The following is a 21,053-nucleotide window of genomic DNA, read 5'->3' as shown; positions in this document are numbered from 1 at the left end:
TCAGGCTTCGTCGCCGTCCAGGTAAACGGGCAGGTCGGTGCTGCGCTTGAAGGCGAAGATCAGGTGCGTCTCGATGTGCGCCACCTCCTCGCGGCTGGTCAGCGCCGCCATGGCGAAGTCGCGCAGGTGGTCGCTGTCGCGCACGCCCACGTGCACCAGGAAGTCATCGGCGCCGGCCACGTGGTACAGGCTCAGCACCTCGGGCAGGGCCAGCAGGTGGGCATGGAAGGCTTCCACCTGCGGCCGCGAGTGCCTTGCCAGGCGCACGGCGACCATGGCCTGCAGGCCGATGCCGACCGCGGCGGGCGCGATCTCGGCATGGAAACCCTGCAGCACCCCGGCTTCGCGCAGCCGCCGCACGCGTTCGAGCGCGGTGGACGGGGCAATGCCGACCCGGGCGGCCAGTTCCTTGTTCGGCAGCCGCGCATTCTTCCGTAGAAGTCGCAGCAGGGCGAAGTCTGTTCGGTCCAGATGCATGTTTGGCCCCCGATTCGGAAATAGTGTTCGGCCAGGCCGAACCAGTCGCAAGTCTAAGCCATAGTGGCCGCCTGCCGTCCCCGGAGCCCGCCATGACGCATTTCGACACCCTCGCCGTGCACGCCGGCCGCGAAGACTTCGCCCGCCTGGGCGTGCACGCGCCGCCGATCGACCTGTCCACCACCTATCCGGTGGCCGACCTGGACGCGGGTACCGAAAGTTTCGACGCCCTGGTCGGCGGTGCCGCCAGCGCCGCCAACCCCATCTACGCGCGCCTGCACAACCCGACCGTGGGCCGGGTCGAAAACGCGCTGGCCCGGCTCGAGGGCACCGAGGCCTGCGTCGCCTACGGCTCGGGCATGGCTGCGCTGACGGCGGTGCTGCTGGACGCGCGTTCGCGCGGCGGCCACGTGCTGGTGGTGCGGCCGCTGTACGGCACCTCCGACCACCTGCTGGCCTCGGGCCTGTGCGGGCTGGAGGCGGAGTTCGTGGACGCCGCCGAAATCGCCGCGCGCCGCCGTCCCGACACCGCCCTGGTGATCATCGAAACCCCGGCCAACCCCACGCTGGACCTGGTGGACATCCGCGCCGTGGTGGCCGCCGCCGGCGACGTGCCGGTGCTGGTGGATTCCACTTTCGCCACGCCGGTGCTGCAGCAGCCCGCGTCGCTGGGCGCCACCTACGTGATGCACAGCGCCACCAAGTTCCTGGGCGGCCACGGCGACGTCATCGCCGGCGTGGTCTGCTGCAGCGAAGACCGTGCCCGGCCGCTGCGCACCGTGCGCGCGGCCACCGGCGCGCTGCTGCATCCGTTGGGCGCCTACCTGCTGCACCGCGGCCTGCCGACCCTGGCCATCCGGGTCGAACGCGCGCAGGCCAATGCCATCGTCATGGCCGAACGACTCGCGGAACACCCGGCCGTGGCACGGGTGTTCTTCCCGGGCCTGGGCACGGTGCGCAATGCGCACCTGGTGGGCACGCAGATGGCCGGTCCCGGCGCGCTGATGGCCTTCGACCTGCACGGTGGCCACGAAGCCGCGGCTTCGGTCATGTCGCGCGTGCGGCTGATGACGCCGGCCGTGAGCCTGGGTTCGGTGGACACGCTGATCCAGCACCCGGCCGGGCTGACCCACCGCGTGGTGGATGCGCAGGCGCGACTGGCCAGCGGCATCGGCCCGGGACTGCTGCGGCTGTCGCTGGGCATTGAACAGGTCGACGACCTCTGGGCCGACCTCGCCCAGGCCCTCGAAGGGGCGCGCCTCAGCGCAGTTGCCTGAGCCGGTAGAGCGCCTCGAGCGCCTGCTTGGGGGTCAGCTCGTCCGGGTCGATGGCGTCCAGCGCCTCGAGTGCCGGGGATGGTTGCGGCGCGAACAGCCCGAACTGCTGCGGCGCGTCGAGCGCCGCCGGACTCATTTCCGCCACTGCGTGCGGGGCGCCACGCTGTTCCAGGCTGGCGAGGGTACGCCGCGCCTGTTCGACCACGCTGCGTGGCAGGCCGGCCAGCGCCGCCACCTGCAGGCCGAAGCTGCGGTTGGCCGGGCCGTCCTTCACCGCGTGCATGAACACCAGCCGGTCGCCGTGTTCGATGGCGTCCAGGTGCACGTTGGCGATGCCGCTGCCCGGTTCGGCCAGGGCCGTGAGTTCGAAATAGTGGGTGGCGAACAGGGTGTAGGCGCGGTTGGCCTGCGCCAGGTGGCGCGCGCAGGCTTCGGCCAGGGCCAGGCCGTCGTAGGTCGAGGTGCCGCGGCCGATTTCGTCCATCAGCACCAGCGACTGCGCGGTGGCGTGGTGCAGGATGTAGCTGGTTTCGGCCATTTCCACCATGAAGGTGGACTGGCCGCGCGCGAGGTCGTCGCCGGCGCCGATGCGCGTCAGCACGCGGTCGACCGGTCCGATGACCGCGCGCGTCGCCGGCACGAAGCTGCCGATGTGCGCCAGTAGCACGATCAGCGCGTTCTGGCGCATGTAGGTGCTCTTGCCGCCCATGTTCGGGCCGGTGATCACCAGCATGCGGCGGTCCTCGTCGAGCACCAGGTCGTTGGGTTCGAAGGGCTCGTCGCGCACCGCTTCGACCACCGGGTGCCGGCCGCGTTCGATGCACAGGCCCGGCGCCTCGGTCAGTTCGGGGCGTGACCAGTCCAGGGCCTGGGCGCGTTCGGCGAACGCCGCCAGCACGTCGAGTTCACTCAGCGCCGCGGCGCAGCGCTTGAGCGGCTCAAGCGACTGGTTCAGCGTTTCCAGGAGGTCTTCGTAAAGCGCCTTTTCGCGGGTCAGCGACCGTTCGCGGGCGCTGAGCACCTTGTCTTCGAAAGTCTTGAGTTCTTCGGTGATGTAGCGCTCGGCGCCGGTGAGGGTTTGCCGGCGCGTGTAGTGCGTGGGCGCCTTCACCGACTGGCCCTTGCTGATCTCGATGAAATAACCGTGCACGCGGTTGTAGCCGACCTTGAGCGTGGCGATGCCGGTGGCGGCGCGCTCGCGGGCCTCCAGGTCGACCAGGAACTGGTCGGCGGTGGTGGACAGCGTGCGCAGTTCGTCGAGTTCGGCGTCGAAACCTTCGGCGAACACGCCGCCGTCGCGCATCAGCACCGGGGGCTGCGGCACGATGGCGCGGGCCAGCAGGTCGGCGGTGGTCTCGTGTTCGCCCAGCGACGCGGCCAGGGCGTCCAGGCGCGGGGAATCGAGCGGTGCCAGCACGGCGCGCACGCCGGGCAGCAGGGCCAGGCCGTCGCGCAGGGTGGACAGGTCGCGCGGGCGCGCCGAGCGCAGGGCCACGCGCGACAGGATGCGTTCGATGTCGCCCAGGCCGCGGAAGGTTTCGCGCAGGCTGTCGTGGGCGCCGGAATCGATGAAGGTGGCGACGGCGTGGTGGCGCTGGCCAAGCACGCCGCGATCGCGCAGGGGGCGGTTGAGCCAGCGCCGCAGCAGGCGTCCGCCCATCGGGCTGACGCTGGTGTCGAGCACGCCCAGTAGGGTGTGTTCGCTGCGGCCGTCGGTGCGGCTGTCGAGTTCCAGGTGCCGGCGTGTCGCCGCATTGAGCGCGATGCCGTCGCCGGCCGATTCGAAGGCGATGGCGGTCAGGTGCGGCAGCTGCTGCTTCTGGGTTTCTTCCACGTAGGCGAGCAGGGCGCCGGCGGCGGCGGTGGGCAGGGCCTTGTCTTCCAGGCCGAAACCGCTGAGGTCGTGCAGCTTGAAGAACTTCAGCAGCTGGCGCCGGCAGGCGTCGGTGTCGAAACCCCAGGGCGGGCGGCGGCGCAGGCCGGGCTGGGTGGCCAGGAAGGCCGGCCAGCCGTCTTCGTCGGGCAGCAGCAGTTCGGCCGGATCCAGACGGGCGATTTCCGCGGCCAGCTGGTCTTCGTCGGCGACCTCGGAAACCAGGAAACGACCGCCGGCCAGGTCGGCCCAGGCCAGGCCGAAGCCGCTGCGGCCACGGCTGAGAGCCATCAGCAGGGTGTCGCGGCGTTCCTGCAGCAAGGCCTCGTCGGTGACCGTGCCCGGCGTGACGATGCGCACGACCTTGCGCTCGACCAGGCCCTTGCTCGCGGCCGGGTCGCCGATCTGTTCGCAGATGGCCACCGATTCGCCCAGCGCGACCAGGCGCGCCAGGTAACCCTCGTAGGCATGCACCGGAACGCCGGCCATCGGGATCGGCGCCCCGCCTGAGCTGCCGCGTTGGGTGAGGGTGATGTCGAGCAGCCGCGCCGCCTTGCGCGCGTCGTCGTAGAACAACTCGTAGAAGTCGCCCATCCGGAAGAACAGCAGGATGTCGGGGTACTCCGCCTTGGCGGCGAAGAACTGCTTCATCAGCGGGGTGTGCTGGGGCGTTTCCGAGGCGGGCATCCGGATGGCAATGGCGGGGGCGGCCCTATAGTCTAGCGGCCATGGCCACCGACGCCCTGCCCACTGACGAACAACTGCACGCATTGGCCGAAGACGTGGGCGAACGCCTGCAGGCCAGCCACCTGATGCTGGCCACCGCCGAAAGCTGCACCGGTGGCTGGATCGCCAAGATGATCACCGACATCCCGGGCTGCTCGGCCTGGTTCGACTGCGGCATGGCGGCCTACAGCTATGAGGCCAAGCAGGCCCTGCTGGGCGTGCGGCCCGAAACCCTGATCGAGCACGGCGCCGTCAGCCGGGAAACCGTGATGGAAATGGTGTCCGGGGCCCTGGTGACCTCCGGCGCAAGCATCGCCGTGGCGGTGACCGGCATCGCCGGCCCCACCGGCGGCAACCCGGACAAGCCGGTCGGCACGGTCTGGATTGGCTGGAAGCGCCGCGGTGGTTACCCCGAAGCGGAACTCTTCCACTTCGACGGCGACCGCGACGCGGTTCGCCGGCAGACCGTCGCCGCCGCCCTGCACGGCCTGATGGCCCTGGCCCGCTAGCGCGCAACAAGGGGCTTGACAGCCTGGGGCGGTTCGTTAGTAGTATTACTACTAATGGACATCACCGACACCCAGCAGGCCATCCTGGCCATGATCACCGAGCGCATCGAGGCCGACGGCGTGCCGCCGTCACAGGTCGAGATTGCCCACGCCTTTGGCTTCAAGGGCGTCCGCGCGGCCCAATACCACCTCGAAGCCCTGGAGCAGGCCGGCGCCATCCGCCGCGTGCCGGGGCAGGCGCGCGGCATCCGCCTGGCGGTGTCCCCCGGTTCGTCGTCCCCGGCCGCCGACCTCGTCCCGGCGGCCGGGGACGCACCCCTGCGCCTGCCGGTGCTGGGCCAGGTCGCGGCGGGCATGCCGATCGGCGCCGACGCCGGCCTTCACGACATGGTGCTGCTTGATCGTGTCTTCTTTTCCCCGGCGCCCGACTACCTGCTGCGGGTGAAGGGCGACTCCATGCGCGACGAAGGAATTCTGCACGGCGACCTGATCGGCGTGCACCGAACCAATGACGCTCGCAGCGGCCAGATCGTGGTCGCCCGAATCGACGAGGAAATCACCGTGAAACTGCTCAAGATCGGCAAGGAAGGCATCCGCCTGCTGCCGCGCAATCCCGACTTCGCCCCCATCGTCGTCCAGCCCGACCAGGACTTCGCCATCGAAGGCCTGTACTGCGGCCTCGTAAGGCCGAACCGATGAGCCTGGGTCGGAAAAAGTCGGCAAGGAAAAAGTCCCATTCCCTACAGCGGATCGAAGCCCAGGAGGCTGCCGCTGGCAATTCGGGCCAGGCAGATTCAGGGGCGCCGGCGGCTTCTCAATCCGTGAGACCCCGCCCCGCTAACGTCATGACCACCGACACTACGACATCAAGGAACAAACCCGTGGACGAGAACAAGAAGCGTGCCCTCTCCGCCGCCCTGAGCCAGATCGAAAAGCAGTTCGGCAAGGGTGCCGTCATGCGCATGGGCGACAAGGCCATCGAGGCGGCCGAAGTCATTGGCACCGGCTCGCTGATGCTCGACATTGCGCTGGGTATTGGCGGCCTGCCGAAGGGCCGGGTGATCGAAATCTACGGTCCCGAATCCTCGGGCAAGACCACGCTCACCCTGCAGGCCATCGCCGAATGCCAGAAGGCTGGCGGCACCGCTGCCTTCATCGACGCCGAACATGCCCTGGACCCGACCTACGCGCAGAAGCTGGGCGTGAACGTCGAGGACCTGCTGGTCAGCCAGCCCGACACCGGCGAGCAGGCGCTCGAGATCGCCGACATGCTGGTGCGCTCGAATTCGGTTGACATGGTCGTGGTCGACTCGGTCGCTGCGCTCACCCCGCGCGCCGAGATCGAGGGCGAGATGGGCGACCAGCTGCCGGGCCTGCAGGCGCGACTGATGAGCCAGGCCCTGCGCAAGCTCACCGGCAACATCAAGCGCAGCAACTGCATGGTCATCTTCATCAACCAGCTGCGCATGAAGATCGGCATCATGATGCCGGGCCAGAGCCCGGAAACCACCACCGGCGGCAATGCGCTCAAGTTCTACGCCTCGGTGCGCCTGGATATCCGCCGTATCGGGTCGGTCAAGAAGGGCGATGAAGTGATCGGCAACCAGACCAAGATCAAAGTGGTCAAGAACAAGATGGCGCCGCCGTTCAAGGTCATCGTCACCGAGATCCTCTATGGCCAGGGCATCAGCCGCGAAGGCGAACTGATCGACATGGGCGTCGACGCCAAGCTCATCGACAAGGCTGGTGCCTGGTACAGCTACAACGAGGAGCGCATCGGCCAGGGCAAGGAAAACGTCCGCCAGTGGCTCAAGGACAACCCGGCCGTGGCCAAGGACCTGGAAGCCAAGCTGCGTGAGAAGTTCGTGCCTGGCCTGGTGATCGGCGACGAAAACGCCGAGGCCGTCGAGGGCTGAGGTCGGCATGGGCCGGCCGCGCGGCGAAGCCGCCGACGCCTACCAGCGGGCCCTGGGCCTGCTGGTCAGGCGGGAACACTCCCGCCGCGACCTGTCCCGCAAGTTGGCGCAGCGCGGCGTCGAGCCGGCCGAGGCTGATGCGGCCGTGGCTCGGTTGGCCGAGCAGGGCTACCAGGACGACAGCCGGTTTGCCGCCAGTTTTGCCCGCGACCGCGCCAGTTCGGGCTATGGCCCTGTCCGTATCCGGGTCGAGTTGGCCGGCCACGGCTTGGGCGAAGACGCCATCCAGCAGGCCCTGGAGGCCTGCGAGGCGGATTGGCCGGCCTCCGCCCGACGCCAGGTCGAACGCCGCTGGACCGCCGCCGTACTGGCCGATCCCGACCGCCGCCGCAAGGCGGTCGAGTTCCTGCTCCGACGGGGTTTCGACCAGGACAGCGCTTGGGCGGCCGTACGGGCCCGGGCCCAGGGCGAAGACGAGCACGGGTTCTAGCCGGTTCTGCGGGGCAGGGAGGGTCCGGCTGCCCGCTCCGGGCTGGTAATCTTGTGGGTCTGGCCGCACCTTCCGGGCGTGGCCTCCGACTTACTGCCAGCCAGCCCATGACCAAGACCAGCCACCAGATCCGCCAGGATTTCCTCGACTTCTTCAAGTCCAAGGGCCATCACGTGGTGCCCTCGAGCCCGCTCGTGCCCGGCAACGACCCGACCCTGCTGTTCACCAATGCCGGCATGGTGCAGTTCAAGGACGTGTTCCTGGGTGCCGAGAAGCGCAGCTATACGCGCGCCGTCTCATCGCAGCGCTGCGTGCGCGCCGGCGGCAAGCACAACGACCTCGACCAGGTCGGCTACACCGCGCGCCACCACACCTTTTTCGAGATGCTGGGCAACTTCAGCTTCGGTGACTACTTCAAGCGCGAGGCCATCACCTGGGCTTGGGAGCTGCTGACCGAAACCTGGAAGCTGCCCAAGGACAGGCTGCTGGTCACGATCTACCACACCGACGACGAAGCCTTCGACATCTGGCACAAGGAAGTCGGACTGCCGGCCGAGCGCATCATCCGCATCGGCGACAACAAGGGGGCGCCCTTCGCCAGCGACAATTTCTGGCAGATGGCCGACACCGGCCCCTGCGGTCCCTGCAGCGAAATCTTCTACGACCACGGCGAGCACATCGCCGGGGGTCCGCCGGGCAGTCCGGATGAAGACGGCGATCGTTTCATCGAGATCTGGAACAACGTCTTCATGCAGTTCGACCGCCAGGCCGACGGCACGCTGTTGCCGCTGCCCGCGCCCTGCGTGGACACCGGCATGGGCCTGGAACGCATCTCGGCCGTGCTCCAGCACGTGCACAGCAACTATGAAATCGACCTTTTCCAGCACCTGATCAAGGCCGCCGCCGCCCTCACCGGCAAGCAGGGCGACCTGGAGAACAAGTCGCTGCGCGTCATCGCCGACCACGTGCGCGCGTGCAGCTTCCTGGTCGTTGACGGCGTGCTGCCGTCCAACGAAGGCCGCGGTTACGTGCTGCGCCGGATCATCCGCCGTGCGATCCGCCACTTCTGGAAGCTCGACGGCCTGGCGCCCGAGGGCAAGTTCTGGCGCATGGTGCAGCCGCTGGTGGAGGTGATGGGCGAGGCCTATCCGGAGCTGGCCGCCAAGCAGAAGCTCGTCGAGCAGGCCCTGAAGGGCGAGGAAGCCGCCTTCGCCCAGACGCTCGACGCCGGAATGACCCGCCTGCAGGACTACCTGGCGGCCTCCGGCAATCGCATCCGCGGCGACCAGCTGTTCCAGCTGCACGATACCTACGGCTGCCCGCCCGACCTGATCGCCGACTTGCTGCGCGAGAACGCCGATAAGGGCTGGGCCCTGGCCGAGGGCGCGCTGGACGAATACGACACGCTGATGGACCAGCAGCGCGACCGCGCCCGCGCCGCCAGCAAGTTCGCCGGCGGCGTGGTGCTTCCGGCCGAGCTGGTCTCGGGCCTCAAGCCCACCGACTTCCGCGGATACGAAGAACTCGAGGCCGATGGCTGCCGCGTGGTCGCGCTGGTTCGGGACGGCAAGCCGGTCGATGAGATCACCGCCGGCGACGATGCCGTCGTGCTGCTCGACGGCACGCCGTTCTACGCCGAGTCCGGCGGCCAGGTCGGTGACACCGGCACCCTGCTCGATTCGCGTGGCACCCGCTTCGACGTCGCCGACACCCTGAAGCTTTCCGGCGTTTTCCACGGCCACGTCGGCAAGCTGGTCGCCGGCAGCCTCAAGCGCGGCGACCTGGTGTCGGCGCGCGTTGATGGCGTCCGCCGGCAGGCGGTCGTGCTCAACCACTCGGCGACCCACCTGCTGCATGCCGCGCTGCGCGAGGTGCTGGGCGAGCACGTCACCCAGAAGGGTTCGCTGGTCGCGCCGGACCGCCTGCGCTTCGACTTCGCCCATTTCCAGGCCATCACGCCCGACGAACTGGCGCGCATCGAGGCCTTGGTGAACGCGCAGGTGCGCGGCAATGCCGAAGCCGAGATCCACCAGATGGGCATGCAGGAAGCCATGGACTTCGGCGCCATGGCCCTGTTCGGCGAGAAGTACGGCGAACGCGTGCGTGTGCTGCGCATGGGCGATTTCTCGACCGAGCTGTGCGGCGGCACCCACGTGCACCACACCGGCGACATCGGCCTGTTCAAGATCATCAGCGAAGGTGGCGTCGCTGCCGGCGTGCGCCGCATCGAGGCGGTCACCGGCGAGGGTGCGCTGGCGCACATCGCCGAGGAAGAGCGCCGCCTGGCCCAGGTGGCCGGACTGCTCGGCGGCAGCCCGCGCGACGTGCTCGACAAACTTTCGCAGCTGCTGGACCGCCAGAAGAAGCTCGAGCGTGAACTCGAGTCGATCAAGGCGAAGGCCGCCGCCGGCGCCACTGCCGACCTGGCCGCCTCGGCCCCGGAAGTGGCGGGCGTGAAGATCGTGGCCGCGCGGCTGGAAGGCCTGGATGCCAAGGCCCTTCGCGATGCGGTCGACCAGCTGAAGTCGCGCCTGGGCGACGCGGTGATCCTTCTGGCCTCGGCCCAGGACGGCAAGGCGTCACTGGTGGCGGGCGTGCAGGGCGGCGCGCTGGGCAAGGTGAAGGCGGGCGAGCTGCTTTCCCACGTTGCCGGCCGCATCGGCGGCAAGGGCGGCGGGCGTCCCGACATGGCCCAGGGCGGCGGCAGCGACGGCCCCGAGCTGGTCGCCGCGCTGGCCGACGTGCCGGCCTGGGTCGCCCAGCGCCTGGGCGGCTGATCGCGCGCGTCCGGCTCTTCGTTGCGCCCCGGGCGGTGCCGAACTATCCTCCGGGACATGCCGCGCGTCGTGCGCGGCTGGGGAACCGCGGGTCACGCGCCATGCGGGCCGGTGCAGGGACGTATCGGGAGGGAAGGGGATGCTGATTCTGACGCGAAGGGTGGGAGAGACCCTGATGATCGGTGACTCGGTCACCGTGACGGTGCTGGGCGTCAAGGGCAACCAGGTTCGGATCGGCATTACCGCGCCGAAGGACGTGGCCGTGCACCGCGAGGAAATCTTCCAGCGGATCCAGAAGGATGACGTGCCGGGTGCCGAGTCGGGCGAGGCCGATGCGGGTTTACCTAAGCCGGGCTGAAAGGCTATCCTATGCGGCCGGTTTCGCCCCCAGGGTGGATCCGGCAACGGTTTCCGGAGTGATGCCCGAGTGGCTGAAGGGGCTCCCCTGCTAAGGGAGTATAGGGTCAAAAGCCTTATCGAGGGTTCGAATCCCTCTCACTCCGCCAGGTCGATGGATCGCCGCCCAAGGGCGGCGATTTTTTCGCCCCGGCAATCGATGGCGGCACGTCGGCGCAGCGAAAAAGTTGTTACGAAAGTATTGACGGTTTCGGTGTAGTGCCCCATAATTTCGCTTCTGCGCGCCCGTAGCTCAGCTGGATAGAGCACCAGGCTACGAACTTGGTGGTCGGGAGTTCGAATCTCTCCGGGCGCGCCACTAATGCAAACAGGGTGCTTCGGCACCCTTTTTGTTCGGACGACGGGGCCACGGCGCATTGCGCCCGAATCCCCGCCGGCCGTACAGTGAGACTCCTTGAGGCGTGCCGGTCTGGGCGTCTGGCTTCACCGCCGGGGTATAGCTCAGCCTGGTAGAGCGCCAGCTTTGGGAGCTGGATGTCGTGGGTTCGAATCCCTCTGCCCCGACCAGGCCGTTCTGCCCCGGACCTGCGATCCGCATGGATGCGGCGTGCACCGGTCGGTATCATCCCGACAGGCGCCCGTAGCTCAATCGGATAGAGCACCGGCCTTCTAAGCCGGCGGTTGCAGGTTCGAGTCCTGCCGGGCGCGCCAGGTGGGCAAGGTGGCGGAGGCAGGGTTGTTTTACATTGGTGGATGTAGCTCAGTTGGTTAGAGCATCGGATTGTGATTCCGAGGGTCGCGGGTTCGAGTCCCGTCTTCCACCCCAGTTCCAAGCGCGGCATAATGTCGCGTCGCAGCCGCTTCGGCGGGAAGATAACGGGCCGTTAGCTCAGTTGGTAGAGCAGTTGACTCTTAATCAATAGGTCGTAGGTTCGAATCCTACACGGCCCACCATCTTCCCCAAGAATCGAACCCGCGCGGCGTTGCGAAAGTGGCGAAACTGGTAGACGCGCTGGATTTAGGTTCCAGTGGGGCAACCCGTGAGAGTTCGAGTCTCTCCTTTCGCACCATCCGGCAACGGAGGCGCGGGGACGAGCCGAAGCTCCGCGGGTTTTTTCATTTTCGCGCCCAATCCAAAGGCGCGTCGCAGGAGTGAACATGCAAGTCTCGCTTGAGAACACCGCCAATCTGGAACGTCGCCTCACCGTCAGCCTGCCGGCCGACCGTCTGGAGGGCGCCGTCGGCAATCGCCTGCGAGAGATCGCGCGCACGGCCAACATCAAGGGCTTCCGCAAGGGCAAGGTCCCGACCAAGGTGATCGAGCAGCGCTTCGGCCCGCAGGTCCGGTCCGAGGCCTACGGTGACCTGGTGCGCGAGAGCCTCGGCGAGGCCATCCGCCAGGAGAAGCTGCAGGTCGCCGGTAACCCGGAGATCAAGGCCGAGCCGGAAGGCGAGGGCGGCGAGATCCGCTACACCGCCACCTTCGAAGTGGTGCCCGAATTCGGCGAGATCGACCCCGCCAAGCTCGAGATCGAGCGGGTCACCGCCACCATCGAAGAGTCCGACATCGACACGATGATCGAGACCCTGCGCCAGCAGCGCCGCAGCTGGGAGCCGGTCGAGCGTGCCGCCGAAGCGGGCGACCTCGTCCAGGTCGAGACCTCCGCGACCACCGATGCCGGCCGCGTGCCGGCCGAGGGCGTCGAGCGCGGTGCGACCGTCGTCGGTTCGAACGTGATGTACCCGGAACTCGAGCAGCGCCTGGCCGGCATGAAGGCCGGCGACGAGGCCGAGTTCGAAGTCACCTTCCCGGACAACTGGCGCAACGCCGAGCTCGCCGGCAAGGCCGCCAAGGTCGCCGTCAAGGTCCTCAAGGTGTCCGCGCCCAAGCTGCCCGATGTCGATGAAGCCTTCATCAAGAGTTTTGGCATCAAGGGCGGCAAGCTGGAAGTCTTCCGCAAGGAAGTCCGCGCCAATCTCGAGCGCGAGCTCAGGGGCAACCTGATGCAGCGCCTGCGCGCCGAAGTGGCCAGCAAGCTCGTCGCGGCCTACGCCGAAGTCGAACTGCCGCCGCGCCTGGTCGAGGCCGAGGCCCGCAACATGGCGGCCAACGCCCAGCAGCAGGCGCGCCAGCAGGGCCAGGCCAACGCCACCTTCGAAGCCGCGCAGTTCAAGGACGCCGCCCACAAGCGTGTCGCCGCCGGCCTGCTGGTGGGTGAAGTCGCCCGCCAGAACAAGCTCACGCTCGACAACAAGCGCCTGACCGAAACCCTGCAGCTGATCGCCTCGACCTACGAGGACCCGGCGCAGGTGGTCGAGCTTTACCGCAACGACGCCAACCTGATGTCGGGCCTGCGCAACCGCGTCATGGAAGAGCAGGTGATCGACTGGATCGCCGAGCGTGCCAAGGCCACCGAAAAGAGCATCAGCTTCAACGAACTGATGCGTCCGGCCGCCTGAGGCGGTCACCAAGGAGGAATCGCGAATGGATCCGATCAAGGGCTTGAACCTGGTGCCGATGGTGGTCGAACAGACCAGCCGCGGTGAACGCGCTTACGACATCTACTCGCGGCTGCTCAAGGAACGCGTCATCTTCCTGGTCGGTCCCATCGACGACTACATGGCCAACGTCATCGTCGCCCAGCTGCTCTTTCTCGAGGCCGACAATCCCGAGAAGGACATCAGCCTGTACATCAACTCGCCGGGCGGCATCGTCACTTCCGGCATGGCGATCTACGACACCATGCAGTTCATCCGTCCCGACGTGAGCACCATCTGCGTCGGCCAGGCGGCTTCGATGGGCTCGCTGCTGCTGGCAGCCGGTGCGGCCGGCAAGCGGTATTGCCTGCCCAGCTCGCGCGTGATGATCCACCAGCCCCTGGGCGGTTTCCAGGGCCAGGCCAGCGACATCGAGATCCACACCCGCGAAATCCTGACCATGCGCGACCGGCTCAACGCGATCCTGTCCAAGCACACCGGCCAGCCGGTCGAGCGCATCGCCAAGGACACCGACCGCGACAACTTCATGGATGCCGAGACCGCCAAGGGCTACGGCATGGTCGACGCGGTGCTCGACCGCCGCCCCGAAGACAGCATCCAGGCCGGCTGAAACCGGCTCCCCACGCGGCCTTCACGCGCGCTCCGGCCCCCGCCAGGGGCCGGGGCTTGACCCGCGCCGGCCTGTGATATTCTCGTTCCCGACCCACTTCACCAGGGCCCAGACAGCATGACCGAAGACCGCCAGGGCCGCTCCGGCGACAGCAGCAAGATCCTGTACTGCTCCTTCTGCGGCAAGAGCCAGCACGAGGTGCGCAAGCTGATCGCGGGCCCCAGCGTGTTCATCTGCGATGAATGCGTCGAGCTGTGCAACGACATCATCCGCGAGGAACTCGAGGAGAAGGCGCATGCCGCGCGCAGCCACCTTCCCAAGCCCAAGGAAATCCTCGAGGTCCTGGACCAGTACGTGATTGGCCAGCACCGCGCCAAGAAGACGCTGTCGGTGGCCGTCTACAACCATTACAAGCGCATCGAAAGCCGGATCAAGAACGACGACATCGAACTGTCGAAGTCCAACATCCTGCTGGTCGGCCCCACCGGCTCGGGCAAGACCCTGCTGGCCGAGACGCTGGCGCGCCTGCTCAACGTGCCCTTCACGATCGCCGATGCCACCACCCTCACCGAGGCGGGTTACGTCGGCGAGGACGTCGAGAACATCATCCAGAAGCTCCTGCAGAAGTGCGACTACGACGTCGACAAGGCGCAGCAGGGCATCGTCTACATCGACGAGATCGACAAGATCTCGCGCAAGTCCGAGAACCCGTCCATTACCCGCGACGTCTCGGGCGAGGGCGTGCAGCAGGCCCTGCTCAAGCTCATCGAGGGCACGGTTGCCTCGGTGCCGCCCCAGGGTGGCCGCAAGCATCCGCAGCAGGAGTTCCTGCAGGTCGACACCAAGAACATCCTGTTCATCGTCGGTGGCGCCTTCGCCGGCCTGGACAAGATCATCCAGGCGCGCAGCACGGATGCCGGCGGCATCGGCTTCGGCGCCAAGGTGAAGTCCAGCGAGCGCAAGATCGAGGTCGGCAAGCTGCTGGCCGAGGTCGAGCCCGAGGACCTGGTCAAGTTCGGCCTGATCCCCGAGTTCGTCGGCCGCCTGCCGGTGGTCGCCACGCTCGAGGAGCTTGACGAAGCGGCCCTGGTGAAGATTCTCACCGAGCCCAAGAACGCCATCACCAAGCAGTTCCGCAAGCTGTTCGAGATGGAAGGCGTCGAGCTCGAGGTCCGCCCCGACGCCCTGCTGGCGATCGCCCGCCGGGCGCTGAAGCGCAAGACCGGCGCCCGTGGCCTTCGGACCATCATGGAGTCGGTGCTGCTCGACACGATGTATGAGCTCCCGTCCCTGGAAAACGTCAGCAAGGTGGTCGTGGACGAGTCGGTGATCAACCACCAGACCGAGCCCTACCTGATCTACAGCTCGGAGCCCCAGGCCAGCCCCAAGGCCGCGTCCGCGGACTGAATGGGGGCACGCAAGTCCTTGAAACACGGGCCGGTTTTTCCGGCCCGTGTGCGTTTGGGCGGCAGAGCTTGCAAGCAGCCCCCCGGGACCCCATAACCTGAGCCATACCGGGGCCCGGTCCCCGAGGAGCCTTCACATGCAAGACACCCCCAAGATTGCACTCCGCGTCGACCTTCCCGTGCTGCCACTGCGCGACGTGGTTGTGTACCCGCACATGGTCATTCCGCTGTTCGTCGGCAGGGACCGCTCGATCAAGGCGCTGGACCTGGCCATGGCCGGGGACAAGCAGATCCTGCTGGTCGCCCAGAAGAGCCCGGACACCGACGACCCGGCCGCGGACGACCTGTATTCGGTCGGCACCCTGGCCCAGGTGCTGCAGCTGCTGAAGCTCCCCGATGGCACGATCAAGGTGCTGGTCGAAGGCTCGGGACGCGTGGCCATCGACGGCTTCGGTGAGCGCGAGGGCGCGCTGACCGCCACCGGCGAGGAAGTGGACTCGGTGCACGAGCGCGACGAACGCGAGCTCGAGGTCACCCTGCGTTCGCTGATGAGCCTGTTCGAGCAGTACGTCAAGACCAACCGCAAGCTGCCGCCGGAGCTGCTGACGACGCTGTCGGGCATCGAGGACCCCAGTCGCCTGGCCGACACCATCTCGGCCCACCTCGGCGCACGCCTGGCCGACAAGCAGCAGCTGCTCGAGACGCTCGAAGTCGGCCAGCGCCTGGAAATGCTGATCGGCCTCGTGGACGGCGAGATCGACGTGCAGCAGATCGAGAAGCGCATCCGCGGCCGCGTCAAGTCGCAGATGGAAAAGAGCCAGCGCGAGTACTACCTCAACGAGCAGATGAAGGCGATCCAGAAGGAGCTCGGTGAGCTCGACGAGGCGCCGAACGAACTCGAGGAGCTGGCCAAGAAGGTCGCCAAGGCCGGCATGCCCAAGGCCGTGGAGACCAAGGCAAAGGCCGAACTCAACAAGCTCAAGCAGATGTCGCCGATGTCGGCCGAAGCCACCGTCGTGCGCAACTACATCGACTGGCTGGTCGGCGTGCCCTGGAAGAAGCGCAGCAAGGTGCGCAAGGACCTCAAGGCGGCCCAGGACGTTCTCGACGCGGACCACTACGGCCTGGAGAAGGTCAAGGAACGCATCCTTGAATACCTGGCCGTGCAGTCGCGCGTGAAGCAGATGCGCGGCCCGATCCTGTGCCTGGTCGGTCCGCCGGGCGTGGGCAAGACCTCGCTCGGCCAGTCCATCGCCAAGGCCACGAACCGCAAGTTCGTGCGCATGTCGCTGGGCGGCGTGCGCGACGAAGCCGAGATCCGCGGCCACCGCCGGACCTACATCGGCTCCATGCCCGGCCGGATCGTGCAGAACCTCAGCAAGGTCGGCAGCAAGAACCCCCTGTTCATGCTCGACGAACTCGACAAGATGAGCATGGACTTCCGCGGCGACCCGTCGTCGGCCCTGCTCGAAGTGCTGGACCCGGAGCAGAACAGCGCCTTCAACGACCACTACCTCGAGGTCGACCTGGACCTGAGCGAGGTGATGTTCATCGCCACGGCCAACTCGCTCAACATCCCGGGGCCGCTGCTCGACCGCATGGAAGTGATCCGCATCCCCGGTTACACCGAGGACGAGAAGCTCCATATCGCGCAGAAATACCTCATTCCCAAGCAGCTCAAGGCCAACGGCCTGCAGCCGGCCGAACTCAAGATCGGCGAGAGCGCGGTGCGCGACATGGTGCGCTACTACACGCGCGAATCGGGCGTGCGCAACCTCGAGCGCGAGATCTCCAAGGTCTGCCGCAAGGTGGTCAAGGAAATCGCGCTCGCCGGGCCGCGCAAGGCTGGCAAGTCCGGGATCAGCGTCACCTCCAAGAACCTCGACAAGTACCTGGGCGTGCAGCGCTTCGATTTCGGCCGGGCCGAACAGGAAAACGAAATCGGCCTGGTCACCGGCCTGGCCTGGACCGAAGTCGGCGGCGAGCTCCTGCAGATCGAAGCCACGCTGCTCCCGGGCAAGGGCCAGCTGATCCTCACGGGCAAGCTGGGAGACGTCATGCAGGAGTCGGTCAAGGCCGCCTACAGCGTCGTGCGCTCGCGCAGCGAACGCCTGGGCCTGGACTCGGAGTTCCACCACAAGTTCGACACTCACGTGCACGTGCCCGAAGGGGCCACGCCAAAGGACGGCCCCAGCGCGGGCATCGCGATGGTCACGGCCCTGGTGTCGGTGCTGTCGGGTGTGCCGGTTCGCGCGGACGTGGCGATGACCGGCGAGATCACCCTGCGCGGCCGCGTGCTTCCCATCGGCGGACTGAAGGAAAAGCTGCTGGCCGCCCTGCGTGGTGGCATCCGCACGGTGATCATCCCGGAAGAAAACCGGAAGGACCTGGTGGATATCCCCAAGAACGTCACCCAGGGACTGGAGATCATCCCGGTGAAGTGGATCGACGAAGTGCTGGACGTGGCCCTGGTGCGCGCCCTGGCGCCGGAGTCGACGCCCGAGCCCACCCCGGAGCCCGCACCCGACGCCGCCGAGGGGCAAGACCAGACGGACACCGGAGGTGCGCCGCTGCGGCATTGAGTATTTGCACGAAACAATGGCTGGAAGCCGCGAAATAAAAGGCTTTCGCTTGTTGCGCATGCAAAATGCCGCTGGTATAAATCGTTCAACCGCCGCGCGGACCACGTTCCGGGCAGTGGCGGTACAGGTGGATCGGGGCGAGCCCAGGCCAAGCCGGGCGCCCCCGGTTTTCAAACACGCGGGTTCAACTCGCTCAGGGAGTCAATAATGAACAAAGCCGAATTCACGGGTGCCGTCGCCGACGCCGCCGAGATGTCCAAGGCCGACGCCGCGCGCGCCGTCGACGCGATGATCGAGACCATCAGCAAGGCCCTCAAGAAGGGTGACACCGTCACGCTGGTCGGCTTCGGTACCTTCTCGGTCCGCAAGCGCGCTGCCCGCCAGGGCCGCAACCCCCAGACCGGCGAAACCATCAAGATCAAGGCCTCGAAAAATCCTGCGTTCAAGGCTGGCAAAGCCCTGAAGGATGCTGTAAACTGAGCGTCTTCCTTGGGAAGGGTGCTTAGCTCAGCGGTAGAGCGTCGCCCTTACAAGGCGAGGGTCGGGGGTTCGAAACCCTCAGCACCCACCAGGTAAGTGATACGCGGAGTGGTAGTTCAGTTGGTTAGAATGCTGGCCTGTCACGCCGGAGGTCGCGGGTTCGAGTCCCGTCCACTCCGCCATATCCCCGAGGGCGCCCCAAAAGGGCGCCCTCGTTTTTTCCGGCCCCGGAAAACCCGGGGTCCCACTCGGACGGCATAGCGCACATGCTCCAGACCATTCGCGACAAGTCTTCAGGCTGGATGGCTTTCACCATCCTCGGCCTGGTCATCATCACGATGGCCTTCTTCGGCGTCGAATCCTATTTTTCCCCGAAAATCGAAACCTATTCGGCCAAGATCGAGGGTCCGGCCAAGTTCTGGATCTGGGGCAAGCAGGTCCGGGAAATTTCGCAGGATCGCTTCCAGCGTCGCTTTGAACAGGCGCGCCAGGCCGAACGCAGCCGTCAGGGCGAGGCCTTCGATTCGGCCCGCTTCGAAGCCATTGAGAGCAAGCGCGAAGTACTCGATCGCTTGATCGACGAAGAAGTGCTGGCGATGGCCGCCGAACGCGACGGCATCACCATCGGCGAGGCGGAAGTCGCCGCCGAGCTCAAGCAAATGCAAGAGTTTCAGGTCAACGGCCAGTACAGCGCCGACCAGTACCGCCTGGGACTGGCCTCGCGTGGCCTGACCCACGGCCAGTTCGTCGCCACGGTCGCCGCCGACATGGCCAGCCGCACCGTGACCGGCGAAGTCGCCAGCACCGGCCTGGCCACCGATGCCGAGCTCGAGGCCTACCTGGTCCTGGCCCGCGAGGAGCGCGACCTCGAACTGATCGACCTGCCGACCCCGGCCGCGCCCGAAGCGCCGACCGACGACGATCTCAAGGCTTGGTACGACAGCCACGGCGATCGTTACACCCGTCCGGAACAGGTCGCGATCGAATACGTCGAAATCGACGGCGCCACCCTGGAGGTGCCGACCGTGGTCGACGAACAGACCCTGCGCGAGCGCTACGACGAACAGCGCAGCCGCTACGTCACCGAGCCGGTCCGCACGGCGGCGCATATCCTGGTTTCGGTGCCGGCCGATGCCGACGAAGCCGAGGTCGAGGCCGCGCGCGAACGTGCCCAGGCCCTGGCCGACCAGGCCCGTGAACCCGGCGCCGATTTCGCCGCGCTGGCCGGTGAACATTCCGACGACATCGGCTCGAAGGCCGACGGCGGCATGCTCGGCCCGATCGAGGCCGGCGTGTTCGAGGGTCCTTTCCAGGATGCGCTGTTCGGCCTGGACGAGGTCGGCCAGGTGGCCGATCCGGCCCGCACCCCCGAGGGCTGGCATGTCATCCAGCTCGCCGACCTGGAGCCGGGCAGCGAACGCAGCTTCGAGGAAGTGCGCGGCGAGATCGAGGCCGAGTACCTGGCCACCGAACGCGACCGCGTCTACAGCGAACTGGGCAATCGACTGATCGAACGCATCTACCGCGACCCGACGGCGCTGGCGCCGGCGGCCGAGGAGGTGGGTCTTGAGGTCAATCGCACCGGCCTGTTCGCCCGCGACGCCGGTGAAGGCATCGCGGCCATTCCGGAAGTGCGCCAGGCCGCCTTTGCCGATGCACAGCGCGTGGACCGCCAGGTCAGCGACGCCGTCGAGATCGGCCCGAACCACCTGGTGGTGGTGCACGTGGTCGAAGTCGAGCCCGCCGCGCTGATCCCCTTCGAGGACGTGCGTGAGCGCGTGCGCGCCGACCTGGTCGCCGACAGCCTGTCCAAGGCCTCCCAGGCGCAGGCCGAAGCCCTGCTCGAACGTGCCCGTGCCGGCGAGTCCTTCACCGACCTGGCCAGTGAAGTCGGCCGCACCGTGGCCGAGCTGCCGGCAGTAAGCCGCCAGGCGCAGCTGCCGCCCGCGCTGATCGAGGAAGCCTTCCGCCTGCCCGTGCCGACCGCGGACGTGGCCAGCGTTGGCATGGTCCGGCTGGGTGTCGACCGCCACGCGCTGGTGCGGGTGGTGGAGGTGCGCGAGGGTGAAGTCGGCGAGCTCGACGACGCCACCCGCGAAGCCCTGCGCCAGCAGCTCGGCCAGGCGCGCGCAGTCGTCGAAGCCGAGGCCTACGTGCGGGCGCTGCGCCGCCAGTTCACGGTCACGGTGGCGGAAGACCGGCTCTGAGCCCTGCGCGGAACGCAATAAAAAAAGGCCCGGGATTTCCCGGGCCTTTTTGATTCAGCCGCCGATCGTGGTCAGACGCCTTCGATGCCGGTCATGCCGAGGATGTTGTATCCGGCGTCAACGTAGGTCACTTCGCCGGTGACGCCCGACGCCAGGTCCGAGCACAGGAAGGCGGCGACGTTGCCGACGTCCTCGATCGTGACGCTGCGGCGCAGCGGCGCGTATTCCTCGACGTGGCCCAGCATCTTGCGGAAGTTGGCAATGCCGGCCGCCGCCAGGGTCTTGATCGGCCCGGCCGAGATTGCATTGACGCGGGTGCCTTCCGGTCCCAGGTTCAGTGCCAGGTAGCGCATGTTCGCTTCCAGGCTGGCCTTGGCCACGCCCATGACGTTGTAGTTGACCAGTGCGCGCTGGGCGCCCAGGTAGCTCAGCGTCAGGATGCTGCCGCCGCGGCCCTTCATCATCGGCCGCGCGGCCTTGGCCAGGGCGGCCAGGCTGTAGCTGGAGATGTCGTGGGCGATGCGGAAGTTTTCGCGGGTCAGGCCCTGCAGGTATTCACCCTCGATGGCCTCGCGCGGCGCGAAGCCAACCGAGTGCACCAGGATGTCCAGTCCGTCCCAGTGCTTGCCCAGCTCGGTGAAGACGCTGTCGATCTGGGCATCGTCGGCCACGTCCAGCGGCAGCACGATGTCCGAGCCGTTCTCGCGCGCGGCGTCTTCGACGCGCGACTTGAGCTTGTCGTTCTGGTAGGTGAACGCCAGCTCGGCGCCTTCGCGATGCATGGCCTCGGCGATGCCGGTGGCGATGGAGCGCTGGCTGGCGATACCTACGATCAGGGCACGTTTGCCCGTCAGAAATCCCATGTTC

Annotated in this window: 16 protein-coding genes and 9 tRNA genes; 22 read left to right on the top strand and 3 right to left on the bottom strand. The window is 67.3% G+C overall.

The annotated features are described in order from the left end of the window. Window positions 1–477, bottom strand: coding sequence for an Lrp/AsnC family transcriptional regulator (locus ACYVJH_RS05555; protein WP_460453631.1), 477 nt, complete (start codon window positions 475–477; stop codon window positions 1–3). Window positions 478–569: 92 nt separating this feature from the next. Between ACYVJH_RS05555 and ACYVJH_RS05550 the strand changes: the two genes are divergently transcribed. After that, window positions 570–1,754 (top strand): trans-sulfuration enzyme family protein, encoded by a 1,185-nt coding sequence (locus ACYVJH_RS05550; RefSeq protein WP_460453630.1) that lies wholly within the window; start codon window positions 570–572, stop codon window positions 1,752–1,754. Here ACYVJH_RS05550 and mutS read toward each other — a convergent pair. Continuing rightward, complete coding sequence (mutS, locus tag ACYVJH_RS05545; RefSeq protein ID WP_460453629.1) at window positions 1,738–4,314, bottom strand: DNA mismatch repair protein MutS; 2,577 nt, start codon at window positions 4,312–4,314, stop codon at window positions 1,738–1,740. The genes ACYVJH_RS05550 and mutS overlap by 17 nt on opposite strands. Before the next feature lie 41 nt (window positions 4,315–4,355). Here mutS and ACYVJH_RS05540 point away from each other — a divergent pair, with 41 nt between their 5' ends. From ACYVJH_RS05540 to ACYVJH_RS05440, 21 genes are all read left to right on the top strand, one after another. Further along, window positions 4,356–4,862: a CinA family protein gene (locus ACYVJH_RS05540; RefSeq protein WP_460453628.1), complete on the top strand. Its 507-nt coding sequence runs from the start codon at window positions 4,356–4,358 to the stop codon at window positions 4,860–4,862. 54 nt (window positions 4,863–4,916) lie between these two features. Beyond that, window positions 4,917–5,561, top strand: a complete 645-nt coding sequence (gene lexA / locus ACYVJH_RS05535) for a transcriptional repressor LexA (RefSeq protein ID WP_460453627.1) — start codon at window positions 4,917–4,919, stop codon at window positions 5,559–5,561. A gap of 182 nt (window positions 5,562–5,743) precedes the next feature. Beyond that, window positions 5,744–6,778 (top strand): recombinase RecA, encoded by a 1,035-nt coding sequence (gene recA / locus ACYVJH_RS05530; RefSeq protein ID WP_460453626.1) that lies wholly within the window; start codon window positions 5,744–5,746, stop codon window positions 6,776–6,778. Window positions 6,779–6,785: 7 nt separating this feature from the next. Then, a complete protein-coding gene (locus ACYVJH_RS05525) occupies window positions 6,786–7,268 on the top strand; it encodes a regulatory protein RecX (RefSeq protein ID WP_460453625.1) in 483 nt (160 codons plus the stop codon). A 107-nt stretch (window positions 7,269–7,375) separates the two neighbouring features. Then, window positions 7,376–10,045, top strand: a complete 2,670-nt coding sequence (gene alaS / locus ACYVJH_RS05520; protein ID WP_460453624.1) for an alanine--tRNA ligase — start codon at window positions 7,376–7,378, stop codon at window positions 10,043–10,045. 139 nt (window positions 10,046–10,184) lie between these two features. Beyond that, complete coding sequence (gene csrA / locus ACYVJH_RS05515) at window positions 10,185–10,403, top strand: carbon storage regulator CsrA (RefSeq protein ID WP_460453623.1); 219 nt, start codon at window positions 10,185–10,187, stop codon at window positions 10,401–10,403. 55 nt (window positions 10,404–10,458) lie between these two features. Beyond that, window positions 10,459–10,551: transfer RNA gene (locus ACYVJH_RS05510), tRNA-Ser, on the top strand. Between the two features lie 132 nt (window positions 10,552–10,683). Next, a tRNA-Arg gene (locus ACYVJH_RS05505) sits at window positions 10,684–10,760 on the top strand. A 132-nt stretch (window positions 10,761–10,892) separates the two neighbouring features. Next, window positions 10,893–10,969: transfer RNA gene (locus ACYVJH_RS05500), tRNA-Pro, on the top strand. 67 nt (window positions 10,970–11,036) lie between these two features. Next, window positions 11,037–11,113, top strand: a tRNA-Arg gene (locus ACYVJH_RS05495). A gap of 38 nt (window positions 11,114–11,151) precedes the next feature. Beyond that, window positions 11,152–11,228: transfer RNA gene (locus ACYVJH_RS05490), tRNA-His, on the top strand. A gap of 52 nt (window positions 11,229–11,280) precedes the next feature. Beyond that, a tRNA-Lys gene (locus tag ACYVJH_RS05485) sits at window positions 11,281–11,356 on the top strand. A 31-nt stretch (window positions 11,357–11,387) separates the two neighbouring features. Next, window positions 11,388–11,472, top strand: a tRNA-Leu gene (locus tag ACYVJH_RS05480). 88 nt (window positions 11,473–11,560) lie between these two features. Further along, window positions 11,561–12,862, top strand: a complete 1,302-nt coding sequence (gene tig, locus ACYVJH_RS05475) for a trigger factor (RefSeq protein ID WP_460453622.1) — start codon at window positions 11,561–11,563, stop codon at window positions 12,860–12,862. Between the two features lie 25 nt (window positions 12,863–12,887). Beyond that, a complete protein-coding gene (gene clpP / locus ACYVJH_RS05470) occupies window positions 12,888–13,511 on the top strand; it encodes an ATP-dependent Clp endopeptidase proteolytic subunit ClpP (RefSeq protein ID WP_460453621.1) in 624 nt (207 codons plus the stop codon). A gap of 117 nt (window positions 13,512–13,628) precedes the next feature. Continuing rightward, entirely contained in the window at window positions 13,629–14,918 is a 1,290-nt protein-coding gene (gene clpX / locus ACYVJH_RS05465; RefSeq protein ID WP_460453620.1) for an ATP-dependent Clp protease ATP-binding subunit ClpX, read from the top strand. A 136-nt stretch (window positions 14,919–15,054) separates the two neighbouring features. Continuing rightward, window positions 15,055–17,499: an endopeptidase La gene (gene lon, locus ACYVJH_RS05460; protein ID WP_460453619.1), complete on the top strand. Its 2,445-nt coding sequence runs from the start codon at window positions 15,055–15,057 to the stop codon at window positions 17,497–17,499. Between the two features lie 207 nt (window positions 17,500–17,706). Further along, entirely contained in the window at window positions 17,707–17,979 is a 273-nt protein-coding gene (locus ACYVJH_RS05455) for an HU family DNA-binding protein (RefSeq protein ID WP_188661386.1), read from the top strand. A 16-nt stretch (window positions 17,980–17,995) separates the two neighbouring features. Then, window positions 17,996–18,070 (top strand) — tRNA-Val (locus tag ACYVJH_RS05450). A gap of 14 nt (window positions 18,071–18,084) precedes the next feature. Further along, a tRNA-Asp gene (locus tag ACYVJH_RS05445) sits at window positions 18,085–18,161 on the top strand. 84 nt (window positions 18,162–18,245) lie between these two features. Then, window positions 18,246–20,186: a SurA N-terminal domain-containing protein gene (locus tag ACYVJH_RS05440; RefSeq protein WP_460453618.1), complete on the top strand. Its 1,941-nt coding sequence runs from the start codon at window positions 18,246–18,248 to the stop codon at window positions 20,184–20,186. Between the two features lie 71 nt (window positions 20,187–20,257). Here ACYVJH_RS05440 and ACYVJH_RS05435 read toward each other — a convergent pair whose 3' ends face one another. After that, window positions 20,258–21,049, bottom strand: a complete 792-nt coding sequence (locus ACYVJH_RS05435; RefSeq protein WP_460453617.1) for an enoyl-ACP reductase FabI — start codon at window positions 21,047–21,049, stop codon at window positions 20,258–20,260. Window positions 21,050–21,053 lie beyond the last annotated feature (4 nt).

This window comes from Arenimonas aestuarii, assembly GCF_054781715.1.
Note: the sequence above shows the minus strand (reverse complement) of the source record. Positions and strands in the feature narration are given on the sequence as shown.

Bases quoted from the DNA above. Each gene is read 5' to 3' on its own strand.
- ACYVJH_RS05555 (WP_460453631.1), bottom strand. From the start codon at position 477: ATGCATCTGGACCGAACAGACTTCGCCCTGCTGCGACTTCTACGGAAG.
- ACYVJH_RS05550 (WP_460453630.1), top strand. From the start codon at position 570: ATGACGCATTTCGACACCCTCGCCGTGCACGCCGGCCGCGAAGACTTC.
- mutS (WP_460453629.1), bottom strand. From the start codon at position 4,314: ATGCCCGCCTCGGAAACGCCCCAGCACACCCCGCTGATGAAGCAGTTC.
- ACYVJH_RS05540 (WP_460453628.1), top strand. From the start codon at position 4,356: ATGGCCACCGACGCCCTGCCCACTGACGAACAACTGCACGCATTGGCC.
- lexA (WP_460453627.1), top strand. From the start codon at position 4,917: ATGGACATCACCGACACCCAGCAGGCCATCCTGGCCATGATCACCGAG.
- ACYVJH_RS05525 (WP_460453625.1), top strand. From the start codon at position 6,786: ATGGGCCGGCCGCGCGGCGAAGCCGCCGACGCCTACCAGCGGGCCCTG.
- alaS (WP_460453624.1), top strand. From the start codon at position 7,376: ATGACCAAGACCAGCCACCAGATCCGCCAGGATTTCCTCGACTTCTTC.
- csrA (WP_460453623.1), top strand. From the start codon at position 10,185: ATGCTGATTCTGACGCGAAGGGTGGGAGAGACCCTGATGATCGGTGAC.
- tig (WP_460453622.1), top strand. From the start codon at position 11,561: ATGCAAGTCTCGCTTGAGAACACCGCCAATCTGGAACGTCGCCTCACC.
- clpP (WP_460453621.1), top strand. From the start codon at position 12,888: ATGGATCCGATCAAGGGCTTGAACCTGGTGCCGATGGTGGTCGAACAG.
- clpX (WP_460453620.1), top strand. From the start codon at position 13,629: ATGACCGAAGACCGCCAGGGCCGCTCCGGCGACAGCAGCAAGATCCTG.
- lon (WP_460453619.1), top strand. From the start codon at position 15,055: ATGCAAGACACCCCCAAGATTGCACTCCGCGTCGACCTTCCCGTGCTG.
- ACYVJH_RS05455 (WP_188661386.1), top strand. From the start codon at position 17,707: ATGAACAAAGCCGAATTCACGGGTGCCGTCGCCGACGCCGCCGAGATG.
- ACYVJH_RS05440 (WP_460453618.1), top strand. From the start codon at position 18,246: ATGCTCCAGACCATTCGCGACAAGTCTTCAGGCTGGATGGCTTTCACC.
- ACYVJH_RS05435 (WP_460453617.1), bottom strand. From the start codon at position 21,049: ATGGGATTTCTGACGGGCAAACGTGCCCTGATCGTAGGTATCGCCAGC.